Below are 23,812 nucleotides of genomic sequence, written 5' to 3'. Positions count from 1 at the left end.
CACAGTAACCTTAGTGCAAGCATCTAAAGTTACTGTGAATTAATTTTATACATGTATTGGTCAATATTTCTCGGAAAACTAGGCGCTGCAGAATTTTCCAACTCAAAAATAATGCGGTTGTTGAGGTCTGCTTCATTTATCATATCAAGGTAAAAGTCTTGCCAAAGCTGCATAAATGAACCATCTTGCCACGCTATATTTAGCCCTTTCTCTATTCGGCGCAAACCATTTAAGTTCTTACTGCGCGTATAAAAAAAACGAGGAAAAGGATAATGCAATGCAAATTTTTGGTCTAACCTTAGTGTTGGAATATGAGTTTTGAATCGCAAAAATTCATCACGGTATTCACTAATTGCACGAGGGAATAAATTGGCGCGGTTGTGCGCAACAAACCAGAATAAGCTTGAGTAGTTAGACAAAGTGCTTACACTAAAACCATTCTCTCTTAAAATAGTGACGTCTGACCAACCTTCGCCTTGCACAAGAGATAAACGTTTTAGCTGGTCAAAGGTGTCTATCTGTTTAAGCGTATTTTCCCCGCTTTCAGAAGTAATAAAAACGCGATAGCCCATTATGCCCCTTTGCGCTGGAAATGGTATATAAGACAACCCATTAGGAAGTGACTGATTGTAAGAAGCCAACATAAAAAAATTGGGATATTGATCACTATCTAAACTATTTATTGCGCGAGTGAAATTCATCGCTGGACTCGGTTTTAAAATAAAAGGGCCAAATTCAGCAGTAGTTTTTTCAAGTGCCAACTTTAATAACTGATATTCGTATTGAAAGCGAACATCAAAGCCACTTTCTGAACTTTTATAGGTGAACACGTTTTCTGCTGCGCTAAAGAACGAGCAACATAATAAAACAATCGCAAAAAATTCACCTCGACATGCCTTCATTTATTGCCCTATGTTCATACCGAATACAATTCACTGTTAAAGATGGCTAACTTATTTACATCATATACAAAGATATCAATTAAGCACAGACACTTAACTTAAAAGTGCATTTGTAGCTGAGCGCCAAAATAGCGATCCGCATCACGGGCAACTTGATAACGAAAGTTGTCGCCGCTATAGCTTGAATAATAGTGTTCATCTGTTAAATTTTTTCCAATAATGGATACTCGGTACTTATCTTCATTAAACGACAGCGTTAGGCTGGCATTTACAATGGCGTAGTCAGGTAAAATAACCGCAGGGCTATACTCGCCGTTATCGTTTGGTAAGCTTGCCACTTGTTGGTCGGTATAAACATAATTAGCATTTAACAATAAAGTCGCCACCTCAAATTCCGTAATGTAATCAGCATTTATCGAATACTTCACATCTGGAGAATACGGTACAGGCAAGCCCGAACGCTCGGTACATTGCTTATCTTTGGGGCAATAAAATTTATCTATTTGCGCATCAACTAACGCCAAACCACCAGACAAACTAAGCGCATCATTTGCCTGCCACATAAAATCAAGCTCGATACCTTGGGTAGAGACGTCACCGGCATTGGTTAAGCGCGTAATTGTTGTGCCATCAGAGTCATCAAAATTATTGGCTTGAAAGCCAGAGATGCAGGTTTTAAAAGCGGCGATATTGAGCATTAACGCTTGGTCAAAATACTTAAGGCCTAATTCAAAAGCGTCCGAGCTTTCTTCTTTGATTGGCCGCCGATCTTTGTCATGCATATTATAAAACACGTTGAAACCAGGCCCTTTGTAGCCTTGAGAATAGGTTCCATAGAGCATACTAGCGTTAGTCAAATCGTACTGCCCGCCAAGTTTTACTGAAATATTATTATTGTCGGTACTTCCGACATAATCAGTATTTAATGCAGCTTCTCGAACGCCAACGCCTTTTCTGCCATAAACGTCGTGATTTGTTCTTTGATGGCTATAACTGACTTTATCAAAAGTATAACGCCCGCCAAACAATAGACGAAAATCTTCTGTTAGCTGATACTTGCCATCGCCAAATATTGCCCAATTATTAAATTTTGTTGTCATATTTGCCGTCGCACTCACAATATCATTGGCATTGCAGCTAATATTTTCTTGTTCAATAACGTCTGCAATATCTTGCGCAGACGGAGACTGATTAATGTTATTAGTGATTAAATAATGCCTAATCGACTGCGCTAATTGGCCATTGTTATTTTGGCAGCTAGCCGCTCGGGTAAAACTGCGTTTAGCATCCATTTGCCAAAAAAACAGCCCTGCTTGCCAATCAAAGCTTTCGCCGACTTGTGAGGCAAGTCTTAATTCTTGTGACAACTGCCGCCATGTTTGCGGACCAACATCGTGCAGTTGAAAAGGCACTGCAAAGACAGGTTCACTGGCTAAGCCGCCAATTGAGGTAAAATCACCCTCTCGGTATTCGGTATTTTTCCACTGACGAAAGGCGGTAATAGAGGTCAGTGAGTAGTCGCCTAGTTCAGTATCGAATAAAGCAGAAAACGCTTTGGTATTATCTAAAGTACGAGTGGTAAAATCGTGATCTACTTGTCGCTGTTGTAGGTCAAAATCGGCAACACCGTCAACTATGCCTTCACTGTCAGGTACAGCAGCAGAGTCAGGATTTCTTCCGCTAGGTAAACCTTCAATATCCGCACAACAGTCGTCATCAGCATCGTTTAGTTCAACGGTAAATAGCGCATTAGTATTGTCGCTAACAACATAATCAAACATGGCACGTAGGCCTTTGCTTTCGTATCCGTTAATTGCTTGTTGATTAAAAGTGTTATCTAAGTTTCCTTGATAACTTGATTTACCAACAAATAAACTTGCTGCTAAATCATCGTTAAGCTCACCCTGAAACTTTGCCCGTAAGCGGTACTCGCTACCTTGAAATACGCTTGCCTCAACCATGCCTTCATTACTGCTTGTCGGACGCTTAGTGGTAATATTAAGTACGCCTGCAGAGGCATTTTTTCCAAAGAGTGTGCCTTGTGGCCCGCGCAATACTTCAACCCGATCGAGGTCATATAAATATGAAAACGCCTGTCCTGAACGCCCAAGTACTACACCGTCAACCACGGTTGAAACACTAGGTTCTGCTGCGATACTAAATGAAATCGTACCTATGCCTCGAACCGTAAGCGCAGAGTTTCGATTGGTATTGCCTTTTCGGTAACTTAACGATGGAACAAGAGATTGTAAGTTTTCAATATTGTTAGCAAATGCGGCATCTATTTGCTCACTTGTTAATACTGACACAGCCACTGGAACTTCTGACAAGGGTTCTGAGCGCTTTTGCGCTGTTACCGTAATCACCTCAATAGCACTTTCACTATTTTTAGTTTGTTGAGCAAATACCGCTTGTGTGAATGAAGATAAAAGTACATATAAGACTAAACGTAATAAACGCGTATGTTGTTTATTCACTTTATCTCCCTTTTGTACTAGTTAGTTTTGTAAATGGTTAACTTGTGTACGCTTACGGCGGCAATTAAGGCACAATTTCCTTTACTCTTTTCATCACACGATTGACGAAAAAAAGAGTAAATCACAATGAAAGCAGCTGTATCTTGAAACGGCTAAATATTATTAATAAAAGCCTCCTTGTAACCATAGCAAAAAAAAAGCGCCTTAAGGCGCTTTTTTAAAAGAAGTCGTTGTTAAAACGGCATTTTCATGCCCGGAGGTAATTGCATACCGCCAGTTAACGCGCCCATCTTTTCTTTGTTTTGTTCTTCAACACGACGTACGGCATCGTTAAAAGCTGCAGCAACTAAGTCTTCGATCATTTCTTTTTCGTCTTCCATTAAACTTTCGTCAATGTCGACGCGACGAACACTGTGGCTGCCTGTCATAGTTACTTTAACCATACCAGCACCAGACTCACCAACAACTTCCATTTGCGCTAATTCTTCTTGCGCTTTTTGCATTTTTGCTTGCATTTGTTGGGCTTGTTTCATTAAGTTGCCCATGCCACCTTTCATCATAATAATTCCTATGCTAACTACAAAATATAAGGGTAAAACTTTCTATGTCGCCACCTTAGTGGCTTCTGCGAAAAAATTCAAGTAACAGTTATAGTGGCTGAATTGAATCTTCATCAATCTGAGCTTGAAATTGCTCAACTAATTGCACAACAACTGGGTCTGATTTAATCAGCTCTTTGGCATAATCTAAACGTTTGTCATTAATATGTGCTTGAATTTGATATGGATCTGCAACCGTTTTTTCAACGATCTCAAGCTCAACTAAAATAGAGCGTCCTAAATATTCACTTAAACTTGCTTCTAGTTGCTTGTGCGCGGCATCAGAATTTAAATGTTTAATTGACTGATCCAGTTTCAATCTTAAAATATCATCCGTTGAACTTTCATCGATTGTTGCATGCAATGCCAGTTGCCTAACGCGGGCAATTAACGACATGGCGTCAATCATATTCGCCCATTTGTCGACTTGGTTAGCAGAACGAATAACCGTTGGGTCGATAATTTCAGGGCTAAATGGCTGCTCAGGTATGGTGTTAATATCGGGCACCTGAGGTTTGTTGTCTTGTGTTGCCGTTTCATCTGCCAAAGGTGCGTCTTGTTGAGTTTGACGCCCTGAGACGCCACTAGACTTTTTTGAGTCTTTCTCCAACTGCTTTTTTCGACTTCTCAGCATATTTCTAGTCGCTAAAGCCGCTTCAATTGGTGATTTATAGCTCGCTGCCGAGTTAGCCTGTTGTTGCGCTATCGGCTGAACAGGATTTTCTTTTGCTTGAACTTGTTGAGCCTGATGCTCGGGTTGAGCTATCGCATTATTTTCAAACTCAGTTGGCTGATGATGATTATTCTCAAGCTCTGGCGCTAATTCAGCATTAGCTGCCGACATTGGCTCTTGCACAGGTGCGTTAGCAAACATGTCATCTTCTAGTCCTGCTGCATGTGGTTGCTCAATCGCTTGTTCAACTTGCGGCTCTGCCAAGGGGGTATTTTCAGCATTTGGCATAACATGACCATGTTGCTGCGCTAATTGCTCAACATCTCGCAATTGCGCATCAAGGTCATCTAATGTTTGATTTACAGTCGCGTCAGCATTTTCATTGCTCGGCTGAGCTGGCATTGGTTGTATTGATGTTTGTTCGACTGGCTTTATTTCATCGGCATGCACTGCCTCTGTTGGCGCAGCTTTTATAGATGAGGTATTAACATTGCTAGCTTTTAGTTCAACGTCATCAAAGCTAACTTGCGTTGTTTGCTGAGCGGTATCTGATGTATTTGCATCAACCTGTGCCATAGGTTTAAAGGCAAGTAAGCGTAGTAATACCATGTCAAAAGCGGCTTGTTCATCACACGCATAAGGTAAATCTTTACGGCCGTTTAATGCGATTTGATAATAAAGTTGCACATCTTCAGGCGACATTGCCTGACAAAGCTTTTGCAATAATATTTCATGCTCTGGCGATAAATCAAAATGATGCTGAACAACTTGCGCTAATGCAACTTGATGTAGCAATTGAATAAGTTCAGCTAACAGTCGGCTATAACTTGGCGCAAATGAGGCGATTTCTTGTGACAATTGCATCAACGCTTGCGCGTCTTGTTTAACCAAGTGAATGAGAATTTTAAAAGGCCAGTTTTGGTCAATCCCACCAAGCATTTGCTGAATATTAGCAATGTTTAATGCGCCTTGTCCTTGCGCGATAGCTTGGTCAGTTAAACTTAATGAATCGCGCATACTGCCGCGAGCAGCTTTTGCTAATAAAGTTAATGTGCCCGCTTCGTGAGTTACTTGCTCATCTTGCAATATTTGCTCAAGTTTCGACTCAATTTGCGTAACCGTTAAGGCTTTTAAATGAAACTGTAAACAGCGCGACAAGACCGTAACAGGTAACTTTTGCGGATCTGTTGTCGCCAAAATAAACTTAACGTGCTCTGGTGGCTCTTCCAGTGTTTTTAACAAGGCATTGAAGCTGCTACGAGACAGCATATGCACTTCATCAATCAAATACACTTTATAGCGACCACGGCTAGGCGCGTATTGCACGTTATCTAAAATCTCGCGCGTATCGTCAACCTTAGTACGAGATGCGGCATCAATTTCTAATAAATCAACAAAACGCCCTTGGTCAATATCTACACAAGTATCACACACACCACATGGCGTAGCGCTTATGCCTTGCTCGCAATTTAAACTTTTAGCAAAAATACGCGCAATTGTTGTTTTACCTACACCACGAGTACCAGTAAACAAATAGGCATGATGTAAACGTTGTTGGCTTAATGCATTAACCAATACAGTAACAACATGCTCTTGCCCTACCAATTGTTCAAAATTTTTCGGGCGCCATTTTCTGGCTAATACCTGATAACTCATGATGTTTTCCTACTCACCTTCGTATTGAATTAACGATGTTACCGCTAAGCCTAAATCTGCTAAACGTTTTTCGCCGCCCAAATCAGGTAATGAAATGATAAAACCCGCATCGGCTACTGTTGCGCCAAGTTTTCTAATTAATGCGGTAGTTGCTTCTATGGTGCCACCTGTGGCAAGTAAGTCATCGATGATCAATACTTTATCGTCGGCGGTTAGAGCGTCTTGATGAATTTCTAACGTATCATGACCGTATTCAAGTTGATAGCTTTGGGCAAACGTTGCTCGTGGAAGCTTACCCGGCTTACGGACCGGCACAAAACCAATATTTAGTGCTAGTGCTAAAGGCGCACCAAACAAAAAGCCTCTTGCTTCGGTGCCAACAACTTTAGTAAAACCACAATTTGCAAACTTTTCGCTCAGTAGGTCAATCGATAATTTAAACGCTTCGCCATCATCTAAAATTCCGGTAACGTCGCGAAACATGATGCCCTCTGACGGGTAATTTTCAATGGTGTGTACTGCGCTTTTAAGAAGGGTTGTTTGTTGATGATTCATTTTTAACAAATAGTAATTCTAGATTGTTAAAGAATAAAGCAATTCGAGATGTTTTTATAGTGACTGATGTTGAGTATTTTGATCTAACAAACGATAAACATGAGAAATAAATTCATTTTCATCTATTGGTTTAGTAATTAACGCATTAACCAAAGCAGCTTCCGCGGTATTTTTAATCACACCAATATCTTGTGTACTCATAAATAAAATCGGTGTTTGTGCCGTATTGGGATTTTGGCGAAGATTTTTTGCTAATTGAAAGCCATTCATAATTGGCATTAAATGGTCGATGATAATTAACTGATAATGGCTTTGTTGCGCTTTTTCAAGGCCGTCTAAACCATTTGATGCGGTAACACTTTCAAAGCCACGTTCAATCAAAAGTGACTGAATGTGTTCTAATACCGGATTATTATCATCAACAATTAATATTTGCATTTTTCTATTTCAGGTCTGATTAAGACAATACCGTAAACCAACCCATCAACATAGGTAATAATGGCATAGCAAACAAAGCGAGTATTGCACCAAACAAGTGACGCTTTGAACTAGAGTCTTTAAAGTTTTCGTGGTTTGACATTTTTGTGGACCTTACACTACAGAATGAAAGGCGCGCATTCTAGCTGAAAAATAGCCGATTGAACAGAAAAACTTGATCTAGATCAATGAAATCAACGTTGCTTCTTTAGAAAAGAAAAACGGGCTGAACGCCCGTTTAAGTTTAGTTAGGCGTAACTGTTATTTACCTTCACCACATTTACCTTCGCCACACTTACCTTTTTTCTTAGCTTTACCTTCGCCACATTTACCTTTTTTCATGGCTTTGCCTTCACCGCATTTGCCTTCGCCACATTTGCCTTTGGCTTTACCTTCACCACATTTGCCTTCGCCACACTTACCTTTGGCTTTAGCTTTACCTTCGCCGCACTTGCCTTCGCCACATTTACCTTTAGCTTTACCTTCACCGCATTTGCCTTCGCCACATTTACCTTTGGCTTTAGCTTTACCTTCGCCACACTTGCCTTCGCCGCATTTGCCTTTGGCTTTGGCTTTACCTTCGCCGCACTTGCCTTCACCACATTTATCTTTGTGATCATGGGCAACAAAGTTAACTTGATCAACAGAAGCAAAAGGATTAACTTCGGCTTTTGCTGGTAGTGAAGCAACGAGTGCTAATGACACAAGTGCCAATAATGCTGAAATTTTAGATTTTTTTATAAGATTCATGTTTTATCCTTCCAATGTTTATTTGATCATCACATTTAACATAACGTAACTTTTTACAAAGACCCAAGGTATAGCAATAAAATTTCAACTTTTCACAGTTTTTTCATTTACACTAGGGGCATAAGCTAATTCTAGCGCTTAAATTTAACACGACCAAGTAAAAAAATTCACCTTAAACTTATGAAAAACTTTGAAAACATGGTGCTACTTGCGCCCATGGAAGGCGTATTAGATGCCTTGATGCGAGATTTGCTCACTTCAATAAACTGTTACGATTTATGTATTACTGAATTTGTTCGCGTGGTTGACTCACTTGTACCTAGACATATTTTCAATAAAGTATGCCCTGAGCTTAGCGTTGGCGCGGTGACTTCTGCTAATACGCCATTGCGAATGCAGCTGCTTGGCCAAAATCCACCTTGGATGGCAGAAAATGCAGTACGTGCAACTGAAATGGGCTCGCATGGTATTGATCTTAATTTTGGCTGCCCAGCTAAAACCGTGAATAAAAGTAAAGGTGGTGCAGTACTGCTTAAAGATCCGGAAAGAATTTATCAAATTGTTTGTGCCGTTAGGGCTGCCGTTGATAGCCGCCAGCCTGTATCTGTTAAAATTCGCTTAGGTTACGACGATACAAGTTTATTAGAAGATGTTGTCTCTGCAATAGACTCTGCAAAAGCAGATATGTTAAGTGTGCATGCACGTACCAAGTTGCAGGGATATAAAGCGCCTGCCCATTGGCAGTACATTACAAAAATAACTGAACGATTGTCTATTCCGGTTGTGGCAAATGGTGAGATTTGGAGTTATCAAGACGCTGAAAATTGTAAAAAAATCACCGGCACTTCAAATATCATGTTGGGCCGAGGCGCTCTTGCTTTACCCAATTTAGCCAATGTGACCAAAAATAACGAAGCCCCCATGAATTGGCAAACGATGAAAACCCTAATACAAGAATACAGCGAGCGGGAACTAATGGGAGATAAAAGCTTTTATTTCTCCAGCCGTTTAAAGCAATGGTTGCGATATTTACGGTTGCAGTTCCCTGAAGCCGAACAGTTATTTCAAGACATCAAATTAATGAAAAATAAAGATGAAATTCTCGCGGTAGTGCACAGATAATACTGTAAATACAATCGCATTTATCATTGCCAATAATTCACCTAGCACTTGTAACAAAAACACTAAAAAACGACCTCTCCGTACACTTTGATACATCGTTTTACTTTGTTCAACTATAGCGTTTTTATATTTGGATTTACTATTGCGCCATGCTTTAACTAAAGCACTTTTATATAGCAAATTAAATGTTTAGCAATAACTCAGGTGAATACAAATGAATAACGTAACCACACAAACAGATTTATCAACAACCAACAACGACCATATTGAAACAACCAACGAGCAACAAAATTCAAGCTCTGCCAATTTAGCATGTGGATACGAATTAAATGACGACACCAGTACGTGTTTCGTTTTAGGTTACAATTAGTTTAAGCTAACGATATTCAGAGCACAGCATGCTGATATCTATCGTTATTTGCTAATCAATTTTCAAAAAAGCTTTCATAATTATCTATTCACCATGATATTTGAAAGCTTTTTTAATGCCTTCGTTATTTTCATTTAATTAGCTCAATCTTGCGATAAAAACGCTAAAGTTAGCGAGTAACTCGTACCCCCTTATAGTGCTGGTATTAACTAGTTTGAAATGTCGAAAAATGTAGAACGAGGCAGTTCAGTACATCAAATAAAAACGCCACGCTAAGTAGTTTTACTTAGCGCGGCGTATACGTCGAAATTAAAATGTTCAGCAACTACAATTTAAATTGCGCAACGATACTCGCAAGTTTATGTTCAAGTTCAGACAGCTCCGTTGAAGTTTCCGTTAGTTCAGCAACATTTTCAGACGATTCAGCGGCAATATCGGCAACCTGTTGAACATTTTGGCTAATTTCATTAGCGACCGAGGTTTGCTGTTCAGCAGCAGTCGCAATTTGAGTATTCATATCGTTGATAACACTTACCGACTCAGTAATCACTTCAAGCGAGCTTCTCGCATTCGATGCCATATCAACAGTAACACGTCCTTGTTCTTGGCTGCTTTCCATAACCACCACCGCTTGACCAGCCCCTTTTTGCAGTCGCTCAATCATTTCTTGAATTTCTTCAGTACTTTGTTGGGTTCGATTGGCAAGTGTTCTAACTTCGTCGGCAACAACAGAAAATCCTCTACCAAGTTCACCAGCACGGGCTGCTTCAATGGCAGCGTTTAGCGCTAATAAGTTGGTTTGATCGGCAATATCTTTAATCACGTTTAAGACGCTGCCTATTTGATCAGCATCGCTGCTTAGTTGATTAATCACTTCTGCAGCGCCAATAATTTCAGTCGATAAACTGGCAATTGAATCAATAGTATCTTCAACAATTTGTTGGCCTTTTGACGCTTCAGAATCAGCTTCTCTTGCTGCATCGGCAGCGCCAGACGCACTTGAAGCGACCTCTTGTGCAGAAGCAGCCATTTGATGAATAGCTGTTGCAGCTTGTGTTGTTTCTACATTTTGTTTATCGGTATTTAAGTTTGTATTAACAACAACTTTATCCATACGAGCGGTTGACTTAGTTAACTCTTCTACCCCAGATTTTAATTCAGAAATGGACGTATGTATTTTTTCGACAAATAAATTGAAACCTTTAGAGACACTGCCAATTTCATCATCGGCACGTACTCTCAATCGTTGGGTTAAATCACCATCCCCCTGACTAATATCGTCAAGAGCTTCAGCGGTATCGCTTAATGGTTTTGTGATCCGCCCTGAAATGTATGAACTGAGCAATACGATTAATATCACTAAAATGACACCAAGTACGGCGATAATAATTAACGATTGTTTAATATTTTCATTAACTTCTATTTTCGTTTTGGCAATTTCATCATCTATATCATCGATATAAAAACCGGTTCCCATCATCCATTGAAACTTATCAATCGCTCGCGCATAACTCAGTTTGGTTACTTCCGTTTTTTTAGACGGTTTGTTCCATTGGTACTCCAAAAAACCACCGCCTTCTTTTGCACGGTCAATTAATTCTTTAATCACCATGACACCATCAGGATCTTTTAGATCATAAAGGTTCTTACCTTCCAGTTGAGGTTTTGGTCCCATAATAACGTTGACGCCATCAAACTGATAACCAAAAATATAGCCATCTTTTAGCTCACCAAATCGAATAGTTCGCAGTTGATGTGCAACTAACTCTTTCATTTCAGCTATTGAAATGTCACTTTGATTAAGCAAAGGTTCAACCGAAGACAAGGCAATATCGACATAATTTTTCAATGACTCTCTTTTTTCTTTCAGCATTGACTCTTTAATTTTAACCACTTCTTTTTCACCTAAAGCAGTTAATTGCTGACTTACTACAACCATTAAAATAAATATTAAAATTGTTATTGGTGCGATAGCTAGCAAGAGAATGCGTTTTTTAACCGTCAATTTGATCATAGGCCCCCCAGTAACAAACATTCAGTTCACTTTCAGTATGGCAGGAAATTTAAATATTGGCGGAGATATGTTTGTATTTTTTTTAAACAGTCAATTTTAGGATTTGTTTTTACTTTTCATTAACAAACATAATGGCAGTTGAAGAAAAATAGTGAATTGAGAAGCATAATCATTACCGAAACTTTGAACCATTTCAGCTCAATATTTTACTATTAAAATATTTGGGCTCAACTTGATTATTGCGGCAATAAAGTTAGCTTTAATATCTTTTCATATACCTTAGCCGTTTGTGCTTCCATTTGCTTTATACGAGGCATATATATTGCTTTTTGATGCTTTTCATCACTTAGCAGGTTATTAATGGCTTTAATTACTTGGCGGCCAACATCATCATTAGAGCAGGCAATATAGGTTAGTAGCGTCTTACCTAATGCAGGCTTAAGTGCATAACTCGTCAACGGCTCTGTGCCAAGCAAATTACTTTCTGAATCTAATAACGCCGGTAAAACAATTAACGCATCGATACGTTGTTGTACAAGCATATTAGATAAACGATCATAATTTTTTTTATCTACCGTTATTATTCGATTTGACAGTTCTGAGCCAACCAATTCTCGTACGTTGTTTTCAAGACCAAAACTGTCTTTAACTGCAAGGCGCAAAGTTACATGATGACGCAACAATTGCATAATATTAAGTTTACCATCTGCCAAAAGTGCTGAAATTTGGTTTTCTAATAAACTGTCTTTGGCAATAAAAAGTCGCGGAGCTAAAAAAGCGTGAAAAGCATTTGAGTAAAGAATGTTGTTATTTAGTTGCTCAGGTTTTCGAACGTTAATGGCGCAGCTACCAGGTGTCTGGAGCAGCTGTTTTTTAGTCTCTTTATAATTATTAATTTTAAGATCAAACTTAAATTCGTTAACTTGGCTTGCAATATATTCACTTGTAAAAACCTCCCACGGCATTGCTTCAAGTTTTTTCGTGTTTTTATTGAACGTTTTAGAGATCACATGCCAATTAACCTGCTTACGTGTCGCTGCTGCGTCAATTAAGTTTGCATGATGGTAATCTTCAGGTGAGGCAAAAAAATGTTTTAACAAGTCATTTTCTAGTAATTTAGGCATTTGTTGTTCGAATATAGCTTTTAGTCTATGACCTTGTTCATTCGGGCTAAATGCAATATGTAAAGGCATCGCAGGAATTAATTCAACGGTTGCTAATGATGATTTGGGATCAGCTAAATGTAGGTTATAGCTATAAGTTAATGCACCATCGATGCGTTTATTGGCAATCAAGCGAGAAATATTGCGAATATCATCAACACCATAAAAACTTGTACTGCTAGGTAAGTGTTTTTCTAAGCCCCAACCTCTGCGACCAGCAACTAATTTGTTTGCCAGCTCATCAACATGACGCACGCGAATATTTTGATTGTCATGTAAAAAATAAACGGGGTATTCAGTATCTATATGTTGATTAGAAAATAATAAATGGCCACCGTTGTTAGCGTAGACCCCTACTAAGATGTCTGCTTTGCCTTTTTCCACCAAACTCATCGCGCGAGGCCATGGCATAGTTTTCAACTTTAACTGGTAAGAATCACTATATACCGCTTTAATGATATCCCAATAGGTCCCGGTGCCATCTGCATTTGTTACCCCTAGCCATTCTTCACTCACTACAGTAAGCACTGGCTTATTATTAGCTTGCGCGAAGCTAACAAAAATGAGGTAAAAACAAATAATAAAAATGCGGAGCATCGACCAACATCCAAAACTACGATACTTAAATAATACAGAGTTGAGCATATGAGAAAAGCATTTTTAACTAAATACAAACAAGGTTAAACGTTAAAAGTTATGTTTCTTATTGTTTTAAAAGGGAATTTAAACGAATGAATTATGAGCAGATAGACAAGATTTTTTATAGATAGCAATAGCAAAATACCAAGTTACTAAAAAATATGATGAATGTTTTGATAAAAGAAGATAGTTGGGTGGCAACCCAATCAGCCACACCTCGGCACATGAGTCGTCTGCTGCGGTTGCTTCCTTCCGGACCTGGCCGAGTTCACAGAGTATCATTGCGAAGGGACCGAAAGGGTCACCATAGAATGACTTATCAGGCTGTTCAGCACTAATAAGCGCCGCTGATTATCGCGAATCATTCTATAGGTTGCAAGCATTTGTTGAGAAAAACTAAACTGCTTGCGGATTTTTTGCACAAGTATTGGCAAAACACTGTTTTACCTTGTTCAACTCAGCATCAATGTCATCCGAAATTTGATGTTCAGGTAACAGGGTCACCTCTTTTTTTCCGAAATCGAGACTTACAGGTACCACAGGAATATTGGCTTGGTGGGCAATATGTAAAAAGCCACTTTTCCATTGCCTTGTTTTGCTACGAGTGCCTTCTGGTGCTATACCCAAAACAAAATGTTCACTTTGCTGACACCGATTAACCAATTGCTCAACAACACCATAGTTTTTATCGCGATAAACAGGAATGCCGCCAATATTATTGAGCAGGTATTTAAACGGACCAACAAAAATTGAATGTTTGCCAAGAAAGTTAATTTTAATATCTAAAGCAAACATAACTGAAACACCAACAACAAAGTCCCAGTTAGAGGTATGTGGCGCAACAGCTAAGATAAATTTTTTTTGCTCAGGAAATGTTCCAACGACTTTCCATCCGCGAGATGAAAGATAACTGCGCCCAAGCCAACGTAAAAAACGGCTATTTCGACGAGGAATGCAATCATTAACAACCGGTAAATCCACTAATTAACCGCTCTCGAGAGTTTTTCATTAATTTCTAATAAAATAGATTTGATCACCAGCAAATTCTCACGCCCTAAGCGCAATAATAACTTATCAGTTGCATCAAGGTTTTCTAGATCTTGGTCAGCAAACTGATACATAACACTTGGGCGCGTTAAAACTAACGTGTCTTTAGGGATGTCCATATCAAGCACACGAGTGATAGCAAACTGTAAGGTATCGGTAAACTCTTCATCAGGATAGCCAAGCTCTTGGTAGGCTTCGTCAATTAGCGGCTTCATTTCCACGTACCATTGCACTAACGTATCGGTATCGATTGAACGTAATAGGTCTACGTACAAACTAAATCGGCGGGTAGATTTTTCGTCCCATAGCCATTGTTGCTCGCTGTTGTTGTCTGCTTTTTCAGATTGCTGTGCCGAAAATGAGGTCGCAGGATTAATAAAAGGGCTATGTTCATAAGCAACTAACCCTTGAGAAAAATTATCGGTAAAGACAACAAAACGGCGGATCATGTCCTCATTAATCACTAGCTTTAACAATTCTTTTCGCCAGGTTAAATTAGGCAGTTTTTCTTGAACCCAAACGTCGCTTTCGTTTAGCGCAGGCAAAGGTTCTTTTACTTCAACCACTTCTGGTTCAACTAATTCAGGCTCAGGTTCTTCGATAACAATTGGCTCTTCAATTATCTCAGGTTCAATAACTTCAGGCTCGGGTAAGACTTCTTCAACAACTTCGACAATTTCAACGGGTTCAGGTTCGGGCTCTTTATCGAGTAATTGCCAGACAACGACAGCGACTACAATAGCGATAATCGTGACAATAACGGCCCATGGTGTTTGGTTCTGACTGTTTGTTGAATTTTCCATAACTGCCCTGCTTTCATAGTAACAATGAAGATAATCGAGAAAATACTATGTGTAAAAAGTGAATACTTATTGCAACGTTTTTTTTATGTAGTTGCAACAAGCATTTACTATTTTTTATGTAAAAATGTTTGTTTTGGTTAAAAAACAACCAAAACAGGGCGGTTCTCGCTATTTTGCAATAACGACTGCATCGGGTTGATTTTCAGGTAGCGCATGTTGAAATGCAGCAAGTTGATTACATCGTTCAACTATACCGGTAATTAGCGGGAAAGCGCTCATATCAATGTTAAAGCGATTGGCATTATATACTTGCGGTACTAAACAAATATCGGCTACTGAGACCTTATCATTAAAAGAAAATTCCCCGGCAGTTTTGTTTAGTTTGGCTTCTAAGGCACTGAAACCTAGCTGCATCCAATGTTGAGTCCAGTTAAGCTTTTCTTGCTCACTGTGACCAAGTTGATTACCCAAATATTGCTGCACCCGTAAATTATTTACCGGATGAATTTCACAAGCTATGTCAAAACTAAATGCCTGAACTAAGGCTTTTTCAACCATTGAGTTTGGGTATAACGCGTTTTGGGGATATTTTGCGTCCAAATAATCAATAATCGCCAATGATTGGTTAAGCACTACCTCGCCGTCAACCAGCGTTGGCACCAAGTGATTTGGATTAAGCTCGCCATAGGCATTAAGATGTTGTTGGCCACCATCTTTGATTAAGTGAACCGCTTTAGATTCAAAATCAAGTTGCTTTAAATACAGTGCGATGCGCACACGATATGCTGCTGATGAGCGCCAGTAACCATAAAGTTGCATAATATCCCTTATAAAATCTCTAACTTTTATCGCCTAAAGTACAATTAAAGGTGTTTCATACTAAAAAACAAAACACCTTTTAAACATACCCATAGGTATTAACTACTTCTTGTATTCAGTCACTTGCTGGTCGATAGCGCCAAAAATACTATCGCCATTGCTATCAAACATTTCAATGCGCACTTGATCACCAAACTGCATAAACGGCGTGGTTGGCTTGCCATCAGCAACAATTTCAAGCATACGTTTTTCCGCTAAACAACTAGAACCTGCAGAGCGATCATAGTTTGAAATTGTACCTGAGCCTACGATACAACCGGCTGTTAATGGTCGAGTTTTTGCTGCATGTGCAACGATAGTTGGAAAATCAAAGGTCATGTCAACGCCACAGTTAGGTTGACCAAATAGCTCACCATTTAAATGCGTCGTTAACGGTAAATGCAATTTTTTTCCGTCCCAGTGCCCTTCTAGTTCGTCTGGGGTTACGGCAACAGGAGAAAACGCACTTGACGGTTTTGAACCAAAGAAACCAAAACCTTTAGCAAGCTCGGCTGGGATCAAATTACGTAATGACACGTCATTCACTAACATCAGCAGTTTAATATGATCTTGGCACTCTTGTGCTGTTGCCGCCATTGGAACATCATCCGTAATTACGGCAACTTCTGATTCAAAATCAATACCGTAGTCAGTTGAGGCAACATCAATATTATCGCGAGGACCAATAAACGCATCTGAGCCGCCTTGATACATTAACGGGTCTGTCCAAAACGTTTCTGGCATTTCTGCGCCACGTGCTTTACGTACTAATTCAACATGGTTTACATAAGCACTGCCATCTGCCCACTGAAAAGCTCTAGGTAGTGGCGACTCACAATCTTCTTGTTTAAAGTCGATGGTATCTTCAATCTCATTATTGTTAAGCTGAAAATAAACTTCTTTAAGCAAAGGGGCAATTTGTCCCCAGTTATCTAATGCTTGTTGCATTGTATTGGCGATATCACTAACAATTACCGCTTTGGTTAAATTCTTATTTACTACGACCAACTGGCCATCGCGCGTATTATTTTTTAAGCTTGCTAACTTCATCAAAAAACCTTAACGATAAGTGAAATTAAATTAAGTGTAATTGACCCAACTGTTTTTGCCAGACAGAAAATATTGTCGCTGTGCATGTTGGCGTCGTTTGAATTTATCTTACGGCAATAAAATCCGTTGCAGAAGAACACAGCTTAAAGAAGCAAAAAACTGAGTGTTTTATTATCTTTACATGCAAATTGTGAGTTAGTCGAAGCTAAGGAGTATGAGGCGTTAAATAATGAAGAGAAGTAACACCTAGGCCAGTAAAATTAGCCTAGATGCTTATTTTATAATACGTAACTAAATTTTTACGGTCTTTTTATTAATATCGTATTCACGCAATTTATTCGCAATTGCGGTATGGCTTAACCCCAGTTTTTTCGCTAATTGACGAGTGCTTGGATACGCAGGATATAGCTTTCTTAGTAAGTCAGCTTCAAAACCTTTAACGGCGGCATCAAGCGTGCCTTCAAACTCTTGTTCAAGGTAGCCATGTTCTCGTGTATAAGCTGGCAGTTGCAGATGTGAGGTAAGTACTTCGTTACCTTCCATCAATGAAATTGCGCGAATTAACACATTCTCTAGCTGACGAACATTGCCCGGCCAAGGGTAATGCTCAATAAAATCACGACAATCATCGGATAAACTAATATTGTACTTACCAATACGTTGGCCAAATTTTGCGATAAAGTATTCTGCTAATGGAATAATATCCGTTCGACGTTCACGTAAAGAAGGCACATTAAGCCCTAATACATTTAAGCGATAATATAAGTCTTCACGAAATTCACCTGTTGAAACCATGTTCAATAAATCGCGGTTTGTTGAACTTATAATGCGAATATTGACGTTAATTTCTTGCTCGTCATCTACCCGTCTAAAACTACCATCTTGTATGACACGTAGTAGTTTAGTTTGCAGTTTTGGCGACATTTCGCCAACTTCATCAAGAAATAAAGTGCCGCCGTCAGCCAGTTCGAACAAACCACGTTTGACTTGCTCGCCGCCTTTACCAAATAACTCCGACTCTGCCGCGTCATCAGGTAAGGACGCACAATTGAGCGTCATAAATGCATTTTCAGCACGGTCACTTGCTGAATGACAAGCACGCGCAATTAATTCTTTACCTGTGCCGGTTTCACCAATAATTAGCATCGAAGAGTCGAGTAGCGACATACGTTTTGCTTCACGAATAACTTTACGCATTGCACCACTGCTAGCATGAATGCCTGAAAAGTTATTATCGCTTGCTTGTTTGAAGGCGGTCATTTGCTCGCCTAAACGCAATTCCGATTTTAAAATAATCATCGCGCCAACTAATATTTGCGCACCTTCTTCTTCTGCGACATGAATAGGCATCATATCAGCAACATAATCTTCATCTTGGAATTTTAAGCGACGAGTTTGAGCAAGCACGTCTTTCCCTTCTAACCAACGAGAGAAGTTAAAGCCTTTGATCCACTGACCAATGTTTTCACCTATGATTGCTGTCGAGGTCATGCCCATAACAGCTGAGGCGATATTATTAATTAAACGAATATTGCCTTTAACATCGATTGACATAAAAGGGTCTGGGAAGGTTTTTACTAAGGTTGCCAGTTCGTTGCGTTCGCGTTCAAATGGCATAAAAGGCGCAGTTTTAACATCTGTAACGCCTTCTAATAAACGTAACTTCGGCATAAATTGCTGTAACTGCGCAAAATCAAGGTCAATGATATTAATGTAAATAACACCAGCTTGCTTTAGCTCGATGCCGCGCACATTAATATCATAATCAACAAAAATGCCTAATACTTTTTGGGCTATTCCGACACGATCTTGACAACATATTTCCAAGCGCATTCTGCAGGTCCTCTGATTATTATACTCAAAAGACTATTGTAAACTAATTTTTACAACATGCAAAAGCAAAGTGGAACATCTGTTTAAATTTATTGTTCGAAAACTTGTAACAAAACGCTACAGCAGCTTGTCTGTTTTTGCTGCACAGATAAAGTCATTGCGATGTAGCCCTTTAATAGAGTGACTCCACCATGTTACGACAACTTTACCCCACTCTAATAATATCGCTGGATGATGGAACTCTTCTTCTGCCAATGCTGAAACTTTATTGGCAAATTCCCAAGCAAGTTTATAGTTTTTAAATGTGTACACTCGCTCTAACATCATGATCCCATCTCTAACTTCTGGCACCCAATCTGGAATTTGAGCAAGCAATTCAGGTAATTCTTGATCGGAAACTTTTGGCGCATCTGCATGACATGCTTCACATTTAGCAATTGATAATTGTTCAGTCATTTAACTGTCCTTTAGTTATAAATAATCTATTAATCGTTTAATTAGTGGTTATCAGTGGCGTATTGCTTAGGAAACAAACCAAGCTTTTTGGCTTGCTCTATTAACGCCATAATGTCTTCTACAGACAACTTTCTGACCGTTTTTAAATCACTCACTTTATTTAACATGTAATACACAGGCTGCATTATGTCGATTCGATATGGCGTGCGTAGTACATCGAGCACTTGTAACGCTTTGCGGTCTACGTCCTTATCATTAACGGCATGCTCTGTTTCTAATGGTGAGGATAAAATACCACCGCCATATATTCTAAGTCCTTGAGGCGTATCTAATAAGCCAAATTCAACTGTAAACCAGTATAAGCGCGCAAGGTAAATTCGCTGCTCTTTAGTTGCAGCTAAGCCCATTTTGCCATAGGCCTGAGTATAATCGGCAAAATCACTATTGGTTAACAATGGACAATGGCCAAATATCTCATGAAAAATATCCGGTTCTTGCAGGTAATCGAATTCTTCTCGGGTGCGAATGAAGGTGGCTACTGGAAACTTTTTCTCGGACAACAAGGTAAAAAATTCTTCAAAACCAATCAATGCGTTAACAGGCACACATTGCCAGCCCGTCGCTTTTGTTAAGACTTCATTAACTTCGTATAATTGCGGAACCCGATCACTGGGTAAACCAAGCAGCTTCAGCCCATGAATAAACTCATCACACGCTTTATTTTTTATGCATGCCAGCTGCCTTTTGACCAAATCATGCCAGACTTGATTTTCTTGTTCAGTCCAATGGATATGACCTTGTTCATCCATTATTTTTGAAACGTATTTTGTACCCTTCCCCATGTCAAACAACCTTTAATTATTGCAGCAAATGCTGCCTTAGCTAAATTCATACTAGGGGAATTTTTGTTGAAAAAGTAGACCTTAAAGTGTTGAGTAAATTTTCAACTTAGGTGCTATCGTAAAGATTTTTGAACATGAAAAAGCGCGACTTATAACTATGCATAAATCGCGCGCGCACCTTGATATAACTTGTTTAAGCTTTATTTAAAGCAAGTTGTTTTATTTGTGAAATCATCTCTTTACGGATATGACCAAGCTTAGGCGCATCTTGCTCGAACGGGATAGGTCGAACCAACTGTAACGTTTTTAATCCAAGGCGTGCTGTTAATAAACCGGCACCTAAACCTTGCGCTAGTCGACCGGAAAGTTTTCCTAACATATCGGCGCCTAACATGTCTGCGCCAAAGTCTGCGACTAGCTCGCTTGCGCCAGCATAAACCACATTGATAATGACTTGTTTAATTAATTTTATTCGGCTCCAGTAGCCTAATTTTAAGCCATATAAACCGGCGATTTTGTTCACTAAACGTAAATTACGACTAAACATGATAAACATATCAATGATAGCGACTGGGCTTAATGCAATTAGCACGACAGATTCAGACGAAAACTTAGCAATTTCCGCAACCGCTTTTTGATCAACTTTAGTCAAGACGGTACGTGTATATAATTGCAGGATTTCTTGGTCATTGTAGTCATGCAAGTTGACGTCAGCCCATTGTTGTTCGAGCTCTGACTGCAAATCGCAGGGCAGTTTTGCCGACAACTCAGTACATAAATCTTTCGCTGACTGTTTTTCGTCACCTTTAAGTAAAGCGGTAGTTTTTTGTTTAATTTGTTGTTGTGCTTTTAACTGACGTAATCCTGAAACTTCACGAAAAATCGTCGCACCGACGGTTAACGACAAGCAAAATAGCAGCGCCGCATAAAGCGCTGCAACAATCGGAGTTTGCGAAAATCCTAAAGTAAAAAACTCAACCGCTTCAATCACCACAATCACGCTAAATAGCGCAAATATCATTCGCATTAACCAACGTGGCCGAGTTTCTTGCTCTGGTATGTCATCAACTGAGTTCAGCAATTCGTTATCGGGTTGCCAGTCTTGGTTTTCAAAAACAATTTGCGCACAATCTTCTATTGATTGGCTTTTTAATTGCTCGTCTTCAAATAAAATTTGCTGCTGGTACTTTTCATCAACATCATTCATTTCATTTTATCCCCTAATAAGAATTCAAGTACCTGATCCATTCGTAAATGCGGTAAACACTGATGCGGCGCTAATGGCTCTATTGGTTCAAACGATATAAAATTAAAGCCACCATTTTGCCAATAGTCTGCTTTGGGCAATCGCGCTGGTACAGCACCCGGAAATACGGTAATAAGTTTTTGCTCGTTTGCACTTTTACCTTGAATAACGGGAACCTCCTTACCTTGGTAAATACTTTTACCATTTAGCGTCGTTTTAACCGACGCAACAGCTAGGGTCTCCATTTCGATATTTTCAAAGTTAAGTTGGTGCTTAGTGGTGTGTACTAATTGATTGAGTAAACTCACTAAATTAACGTGTTGCTCTGACGTTACATGATCAGCTTTAGTTGCCGCAAACAACAATTTATCAATTTTTGGCGAAAATAGTCGCGATAAAACACCCGACTTACCATAATTGAAACTTTCTAAAATCTGCGCCGTAGCTTGCTCTAAATCACCAAAAATTTCAGCCCCTTTATTAAGTGGCGTAAGGCAGTCAGCTAAGACAATTTGACGGTCAAAATTAACAAAGTGCTCTTTATAAAATTTGCGTACCACTCTTTCTTTATAACTAATAAACCGTGCGCGCAACATGCCAACCAACGTATCGTCGCCAGCATTTTGATAATCATTACCATCGATTTGTTCAAAAGCGGTATACGGAAAAAACTGTAATATTGGCGCATCGGCAAGTTCACCTGGCAAAATAAAACGACCCGGTTGAATAAGTGATAACCCTAACGTATCACGGTAATAATGTAACAAGTCGGTATATTCTTTGGCGATATCAGCCAATAACTCTTCATTAGCGGGAGCTAAAGGTTCTAGCTGCTCAACTTTTGCTAAAAATGCTTGCGAGTGCTCGCTTCTAGGCGCTTGTTTTAACAAGCTAACCATCTGCATCGACCATTCTTCAAACGTTTGATTTAACATAGGCAAGTCTAACAACCACTCACCGGGATAATCGGTAATATCTAAATATAAGGTTGCAGTTTCAGTCGCATACTTTAACAGCGACTCTTTCGGCTGATACTTTATCGCAATGCGCAATTCGCTAATACCTTGCGTCGGCTCTGGCCATTTGGGCGGCGCTAATGAAAATGCATTCACCGCGCTGTCGTAATCAAAACGACCAATGTGAAAATGCTTTTGTGGAACCCGCTTAGCAGCAATGAATCGCCCTTGATGAACAGGATTAAAAAAACTGAGCTTTGCGCCACTGCCTTCATTGATAAGTTGATTGACTAACGAGGTGATAAATGCAGTTTTACCACTACGACTTAACCCGGTTACCGCTAAGGTAACGTGTTGGTCGAGCGTTCGATTAAGCAGCTCTTCTGCTTTGTGTTTTAACTTTTCTAACTGTTCTTTTTTAAGCAATGCCATAGTAACAATTTTGATTATTTAAAAATAACTAGCAGATACTACTAAGTTATTTATCGAGATAATAGCGATTTGATTTAAAATAGCGTTCAAGAATTTCACCTATTCAAAAAGTTAATGCGCTATTGTGATTAAGCGTTTGGAAAACCGCACGAAGGGTATAGAAAAAAATAAAGACCAATTAAGGTCTTTATTGATACATACTCGCTGACAAGGATTACAGTTTATTAATTTCTCTTGAAACCGTAAACTCTGCCGAGGTTACATATTGCTCCATTTTTCTCAGCTTTTTTTCAAGCGTTGAAAATTTACGTCTAATATCAAACAATGCCTGTTTTGGTGGTTCACCCGCTTGCCAAATTCGCGCTTTGACTTTAATTGACTCATCAGCAAAGTTGCCATTATTTGCATTAGGCGCTGACTGAGGTTGTTGTCCTTCACTTGCATTGGCATTTTTAAACGTACTAACATTTTTAGGTTTTTCGTCAAGAATAAACCAACAGGCAATATAAACCACAATGAACCAGCCCATGCCGAGCAATACCCCAGAAACAACCAAGATACGAACTAACCACGTTTCCCAGCCAAAATAGTCTGCTAAGCCTGCGCATACACCTGCGAGTTTTCCTCGGTCTTTATTTCGAAAAAGCTCACCGCGTTTTATGCTCATAACTTGCTTCTCCAATCTGGTGTTTCAGCATCTAAAATGGCTTCTAACGTCTGAATTCGGTCAGACATTTTATCGGCTAATTCTGAAAGTTCGGATAACTGAATATACTCTTCTTCACTTAACCCCTGGCTTACCTGCCCCTTACTGCGATAATGAAGCACCAACCAAATAGGAGCAACCACTACCATAAATATTATAACGGGTGCCATAATGATATCTTCCACA

General features: G+C 39.4%; 23 protein-coding genes and 1 other RNA gene. 2 read left to right on the top strand and 22 right to left on the bottom strand.

Annotation, left to right across the window (positions count from 1 at the left end):
* Positions 1-29: 29 nt before the first annotated feature.
* The 8 genes from ACRRSQ_RS01365 to ACRRSQ_RS01330 all read right to left on the bottom strand — a co-directional run bounded on the left by ACRRSQ_RS01365 (position 30) and on the right by ACRRSQ_RS01330 (position 8,089).
* The gene (locus tag ACRRSQ_RS01365; protein WP_440873887.1) at positions 30-902 is read right to left on the bottom strand and encodes a hypothetical protein; all 873 of its coding nucleotides are present in this window, start codon (positions 900-902) and stop codon (positions 30-32) included.
* 98 nt (positions 903-1,000) lie between these two features.
* Positions 1,001-3,379, bottom strand: coding sequence for a TonB-dependent receptor (locus ACRRSQ_RS01360; RefSeq protein WP_440873886.1), 2,379 nt, complete (start codon positions 3,377-3,379; stop codon positions 1,001-1,003).
* Positions 3,380-3,612: 233 nt separating this feature from the next.
* Positions 3,613-3,942 carry a YbaB/EbfC family nucleoid-associated protein gene (locus ACRRSQ_RS01355; RefSeq protein WP_440874252.1) on the bottom strand — a complete coding sequence of 110 codons (330 nt, stop codon included), beginning with the start codon at positions 3,940-3,942 and terminating at the stop codon, positions 3,613-3,615.
* Between the two features lie 85 nt (positions 3,943-4,027).
* Complete coding sequence (dnaX, locus tag ACRRSQ_RS01350) at positions 4,028-6,307, bottom strand: DNA polymerase III subunit gamma/tau (protein WP_440873885.1); 2,280 nt, start codon at positions 6,305-6,307, stop codon at positions 4,028-4,030.
* Between the two features lie 9 nt (positions 6,308-6,316).
* Complete coding sequence (gene apt / locus ACRRSQ_RS01345) at positions 6,317-6,862, bottom strand: adenine phosphoribosyltransferase (RefSeq protein WP_440873884.1); 546 nt, start codon at positions 6,860-6,862, stop codon at positions 6,317-6,319.
* 54 nt (positions 6,863-6,916) lie between these two features.
* Positions 6,917-7,300: a response regulator gene (locus tag ACRRSQ_RS01340; protein ID WP_440873883.1), complete on the bottom strand. Its 384-nt coding sequence runs from the start codon at positions 7,298-7,300 to the stop codon at positions 6,917-6,919.
* Between the two features lie 19 nt (positions 7,301-7,319).
* Positions 7,320-7,442 carry a hypothetical protein gene (locus ACRRSQ_RS01335; protein ID WP_440873882.1) on the bottom strand — a complete coding sequence of 41 codons (123 nt, stop codon included), beginning with the start codon at positions 7,440-7,442 and terminating at the stop codon, positions 7,320-7,322.
* A gap of 158 nt (positions 7,443-7,600) precedes the next feature.
* Positions 7,601-8,089, bottom strand: coding sequence for an HvfA family oxazolone/thioamide-modified RiPP metallophore (locus ACRRSQ_RS01330; RefSeq protein WP_440873881.1), 489 nt, complete (start codon positions 8,087-8,089; stop codon positions 7,601-7,603).
* 180 nt (positions 8,090-8,269) lie between these two features.
* On the opposite strand from ACRRSQ_RS01330, the gene ACRRSQ_RS01325 reads away from it, so the two are divergent.
* On the top strand, positions 8,270-9,211 hold the full coding sequence (locus ACRRSQ_RS01325) for a tRNA-dihydrouridine synthase (protein WP_440873880.1): 942 nt from the start codon (positions 8,270-8,272) through the stop codon (positions 9,209-9,211).
* A gap of 214 nt (positions 9,212-9,425) precedes the next feature.
* Entirely contained in the window at positions 9,426-9,581 is a 156-nt protein-coding gene (locus ACRRSQ_RS01320) for a hypothetical protein (RefSeq protein WP_440873879.1), read from the top strand.
* Positions 9,582-9,906: 325 nt separating this feature from the next.
* On the opposite strand, the gene ACRRSQ_RS01315 is transcribed toward ACRRSQ_RS01320, so the two are convergent.
* The 14 genes from ACRRSQ_RS01315 to pspB form a co-directional block, all read right to left on the bottom strand.
* Complete coding sequence (locus tag ACRRSQ_RS01315; protein WP_440873878.1) at positions 9,907-11,595, bottom strand: methyl-accepting chemotaxis protein; 1,689 nt, start codon at positions 11,593-11,595, stop codon at positions 9,907-9,909.
* 236 nt (positions 11,596-11,831) lie between these two features.
* A complete protein-coding gene (locus tag ACRRSQ_RS01310) occupies positions 11,832-13,355 on the bottom strand; it encodes a substrate-binding periplasmic protein (RefSeq protein WP_440873877.1) in 1,524 nt (507 codons plus the stop codon).
* Positions 13,356-13,598: 243 nt separating this feature from the next.
* Positions 13,599-13,695, bottom strand: an RNA gene (ffs, locus tag ACRRSQ_RS01305) — signal recognition particle sRNA small type.
* A 98-nt stretch (positions 13,696-13,793) separates the two neighbouring features.
* Entirely contained in the window at positions 13,794-14,378 is a 585-nt protein-coding gene (locus tag ACRRSQ_RS01300) for a lysophospholipid acyltransferase family protein (protein ID WP_440873876.1), read from the bottom strand.
* Positions 14,378-15,247, bottom strand: coding sequence for a DUF3014 domain-containing protein (locus ACRRSQ_RS01295; protein ID WP_440873875.1), 870 nt, complete (start codon positions 15,245-15,247; stop codon positions 14,378-14,380). Before ACRRSQ_RS01295 ends, ACRRSQ_RS01300 begins: the two co-directional genes overlap by 1 nt.
* 168 nt (positions 15,248-15,415) lie before the next feature.
* A complete protein-coding gene (maiA, locus tag ACRRSQ_RS01290; RefSeq protein WP_440873874.1) occupies positions 15,416-16,066 on the bottom strand; it encodes a maleylacetoacetate isomerase in 651 nt (216 codons plus the stop codon).
* Between the two features lie 102 nt (positions 16,067-16,168).
* Entirely contained in the window at positions 16,169-17,155 is a 987-nt protein-coding gene (locus ACRRSQ_RS01285; protein ID WP_440873873.1) for a fumarylacetoacetate hydrolase family protein, read from the bottom strand.
* Between the two features lie 291 nt (positions 17,156-17,446).
* Complete coding sequence (gene tyrR, locus ACRRSQ_RS01280; RefSeq protein WP_440873872.1) at positions 17,447-18,988, bottom strand: transcriptional regulator TyrR; 1,542 nt, start codon at positions 18,986-18,988, stop codon at positions 17,447-17,449.
* A 117-nt stretch (positions 18,989-19,105) separates the two neighbouring features.
* Positions 19,106-19,444, bottom strand: coding sequence for a 4a-hydroxytetrahydrobiopterin dehydratase (locus ACRRSQ_RS01275; RefSeq protein WP_440873871.1), 339 nt, complete (start codon positions 19,442-19,444; stop codon positions 19,106-19,108).
* Positions 19,445-19,485: 41 nt separating this feature from the next.
* A complete protein-coding gene (gene phhA, locus ACRRSQ_RS01270; protein WP_440873870.1) occupies positions 19,486-20,286 on the bottom strand; it encodes a phenylalanine 4-monooxygenase in 801 nt (266 codons plus the stop codon).
* Between the two features lie 193 nt (positions 20,287-20,479).
* Complete coding sequence (locus tag ACRRSQ_RS01265; protein ID WP_440873869.1) at positions 20,480-21,493, bottom strand: YcjF family protein; 1,014 nt, start codon at positions 21,491-21,493, stop codon at positions 20,480-20,482.
* The gene (locus tag ACRRSQ_RS01260; RefSeq protein ID WP_440873868.1) at positions 21,490-22,920 is read right to left on the bottom strand and encodes a YcjX family protein; all 1,431 of its coding nucleotides are present in this window, start codon (positions 22,918-22,920) and stop codon (positions 21,490-21,492) included. The genes ACRRSQ_RS01265 and ACRRSQ_RS01260 overlap by 4 nt, the downstream gene beginning before the upstream one ends.
* A 214-nt stretch (positions 22,921-23,134) precedes the next feature.
* Positions 23,135-23,587, bottom strand: coding sequence for an envelope stress response membrane protein PspC (gene pspC, locus ACRRSQ_RS01255; protein WP_440873867.1), 453 nt, complete (start codon positions 23,585-23,587; stop codon positions 23,135-23,137).
* The gene (pspB, locus tag ACRRSQ_RS01250; RefSeq protein ID WP_440873866.1) at positions 23,584-23,796 is read right to left on the bottom strand and encodes an envelope stress response membrane protein PspB; all 213 of its coding nucleotides are present in this window, start codon (positions 23,794-23,796) and stop codon (positions 23,584-23,586) included. Before pspB ends, pspC begins: the two co-directional genes overlap by 4 nt.
* Positions 23,797-23,812 lie beyond the last annotated feature (16 nt).

Source organism: Thalassotalea sp. PLHSN55, from assembly GCF_052030545.1.
Lineage (GTDB): Bacteria > Pseudomonadota > Gammaproteobacteria > Enterobacterales > Alteromonadaceae > CANMXU01.
The sequence above is the reverse complement of the archived record's forward strand: the minus strand, read 5'-3'. Positions and strand labels throughout refer to the sequence as shown.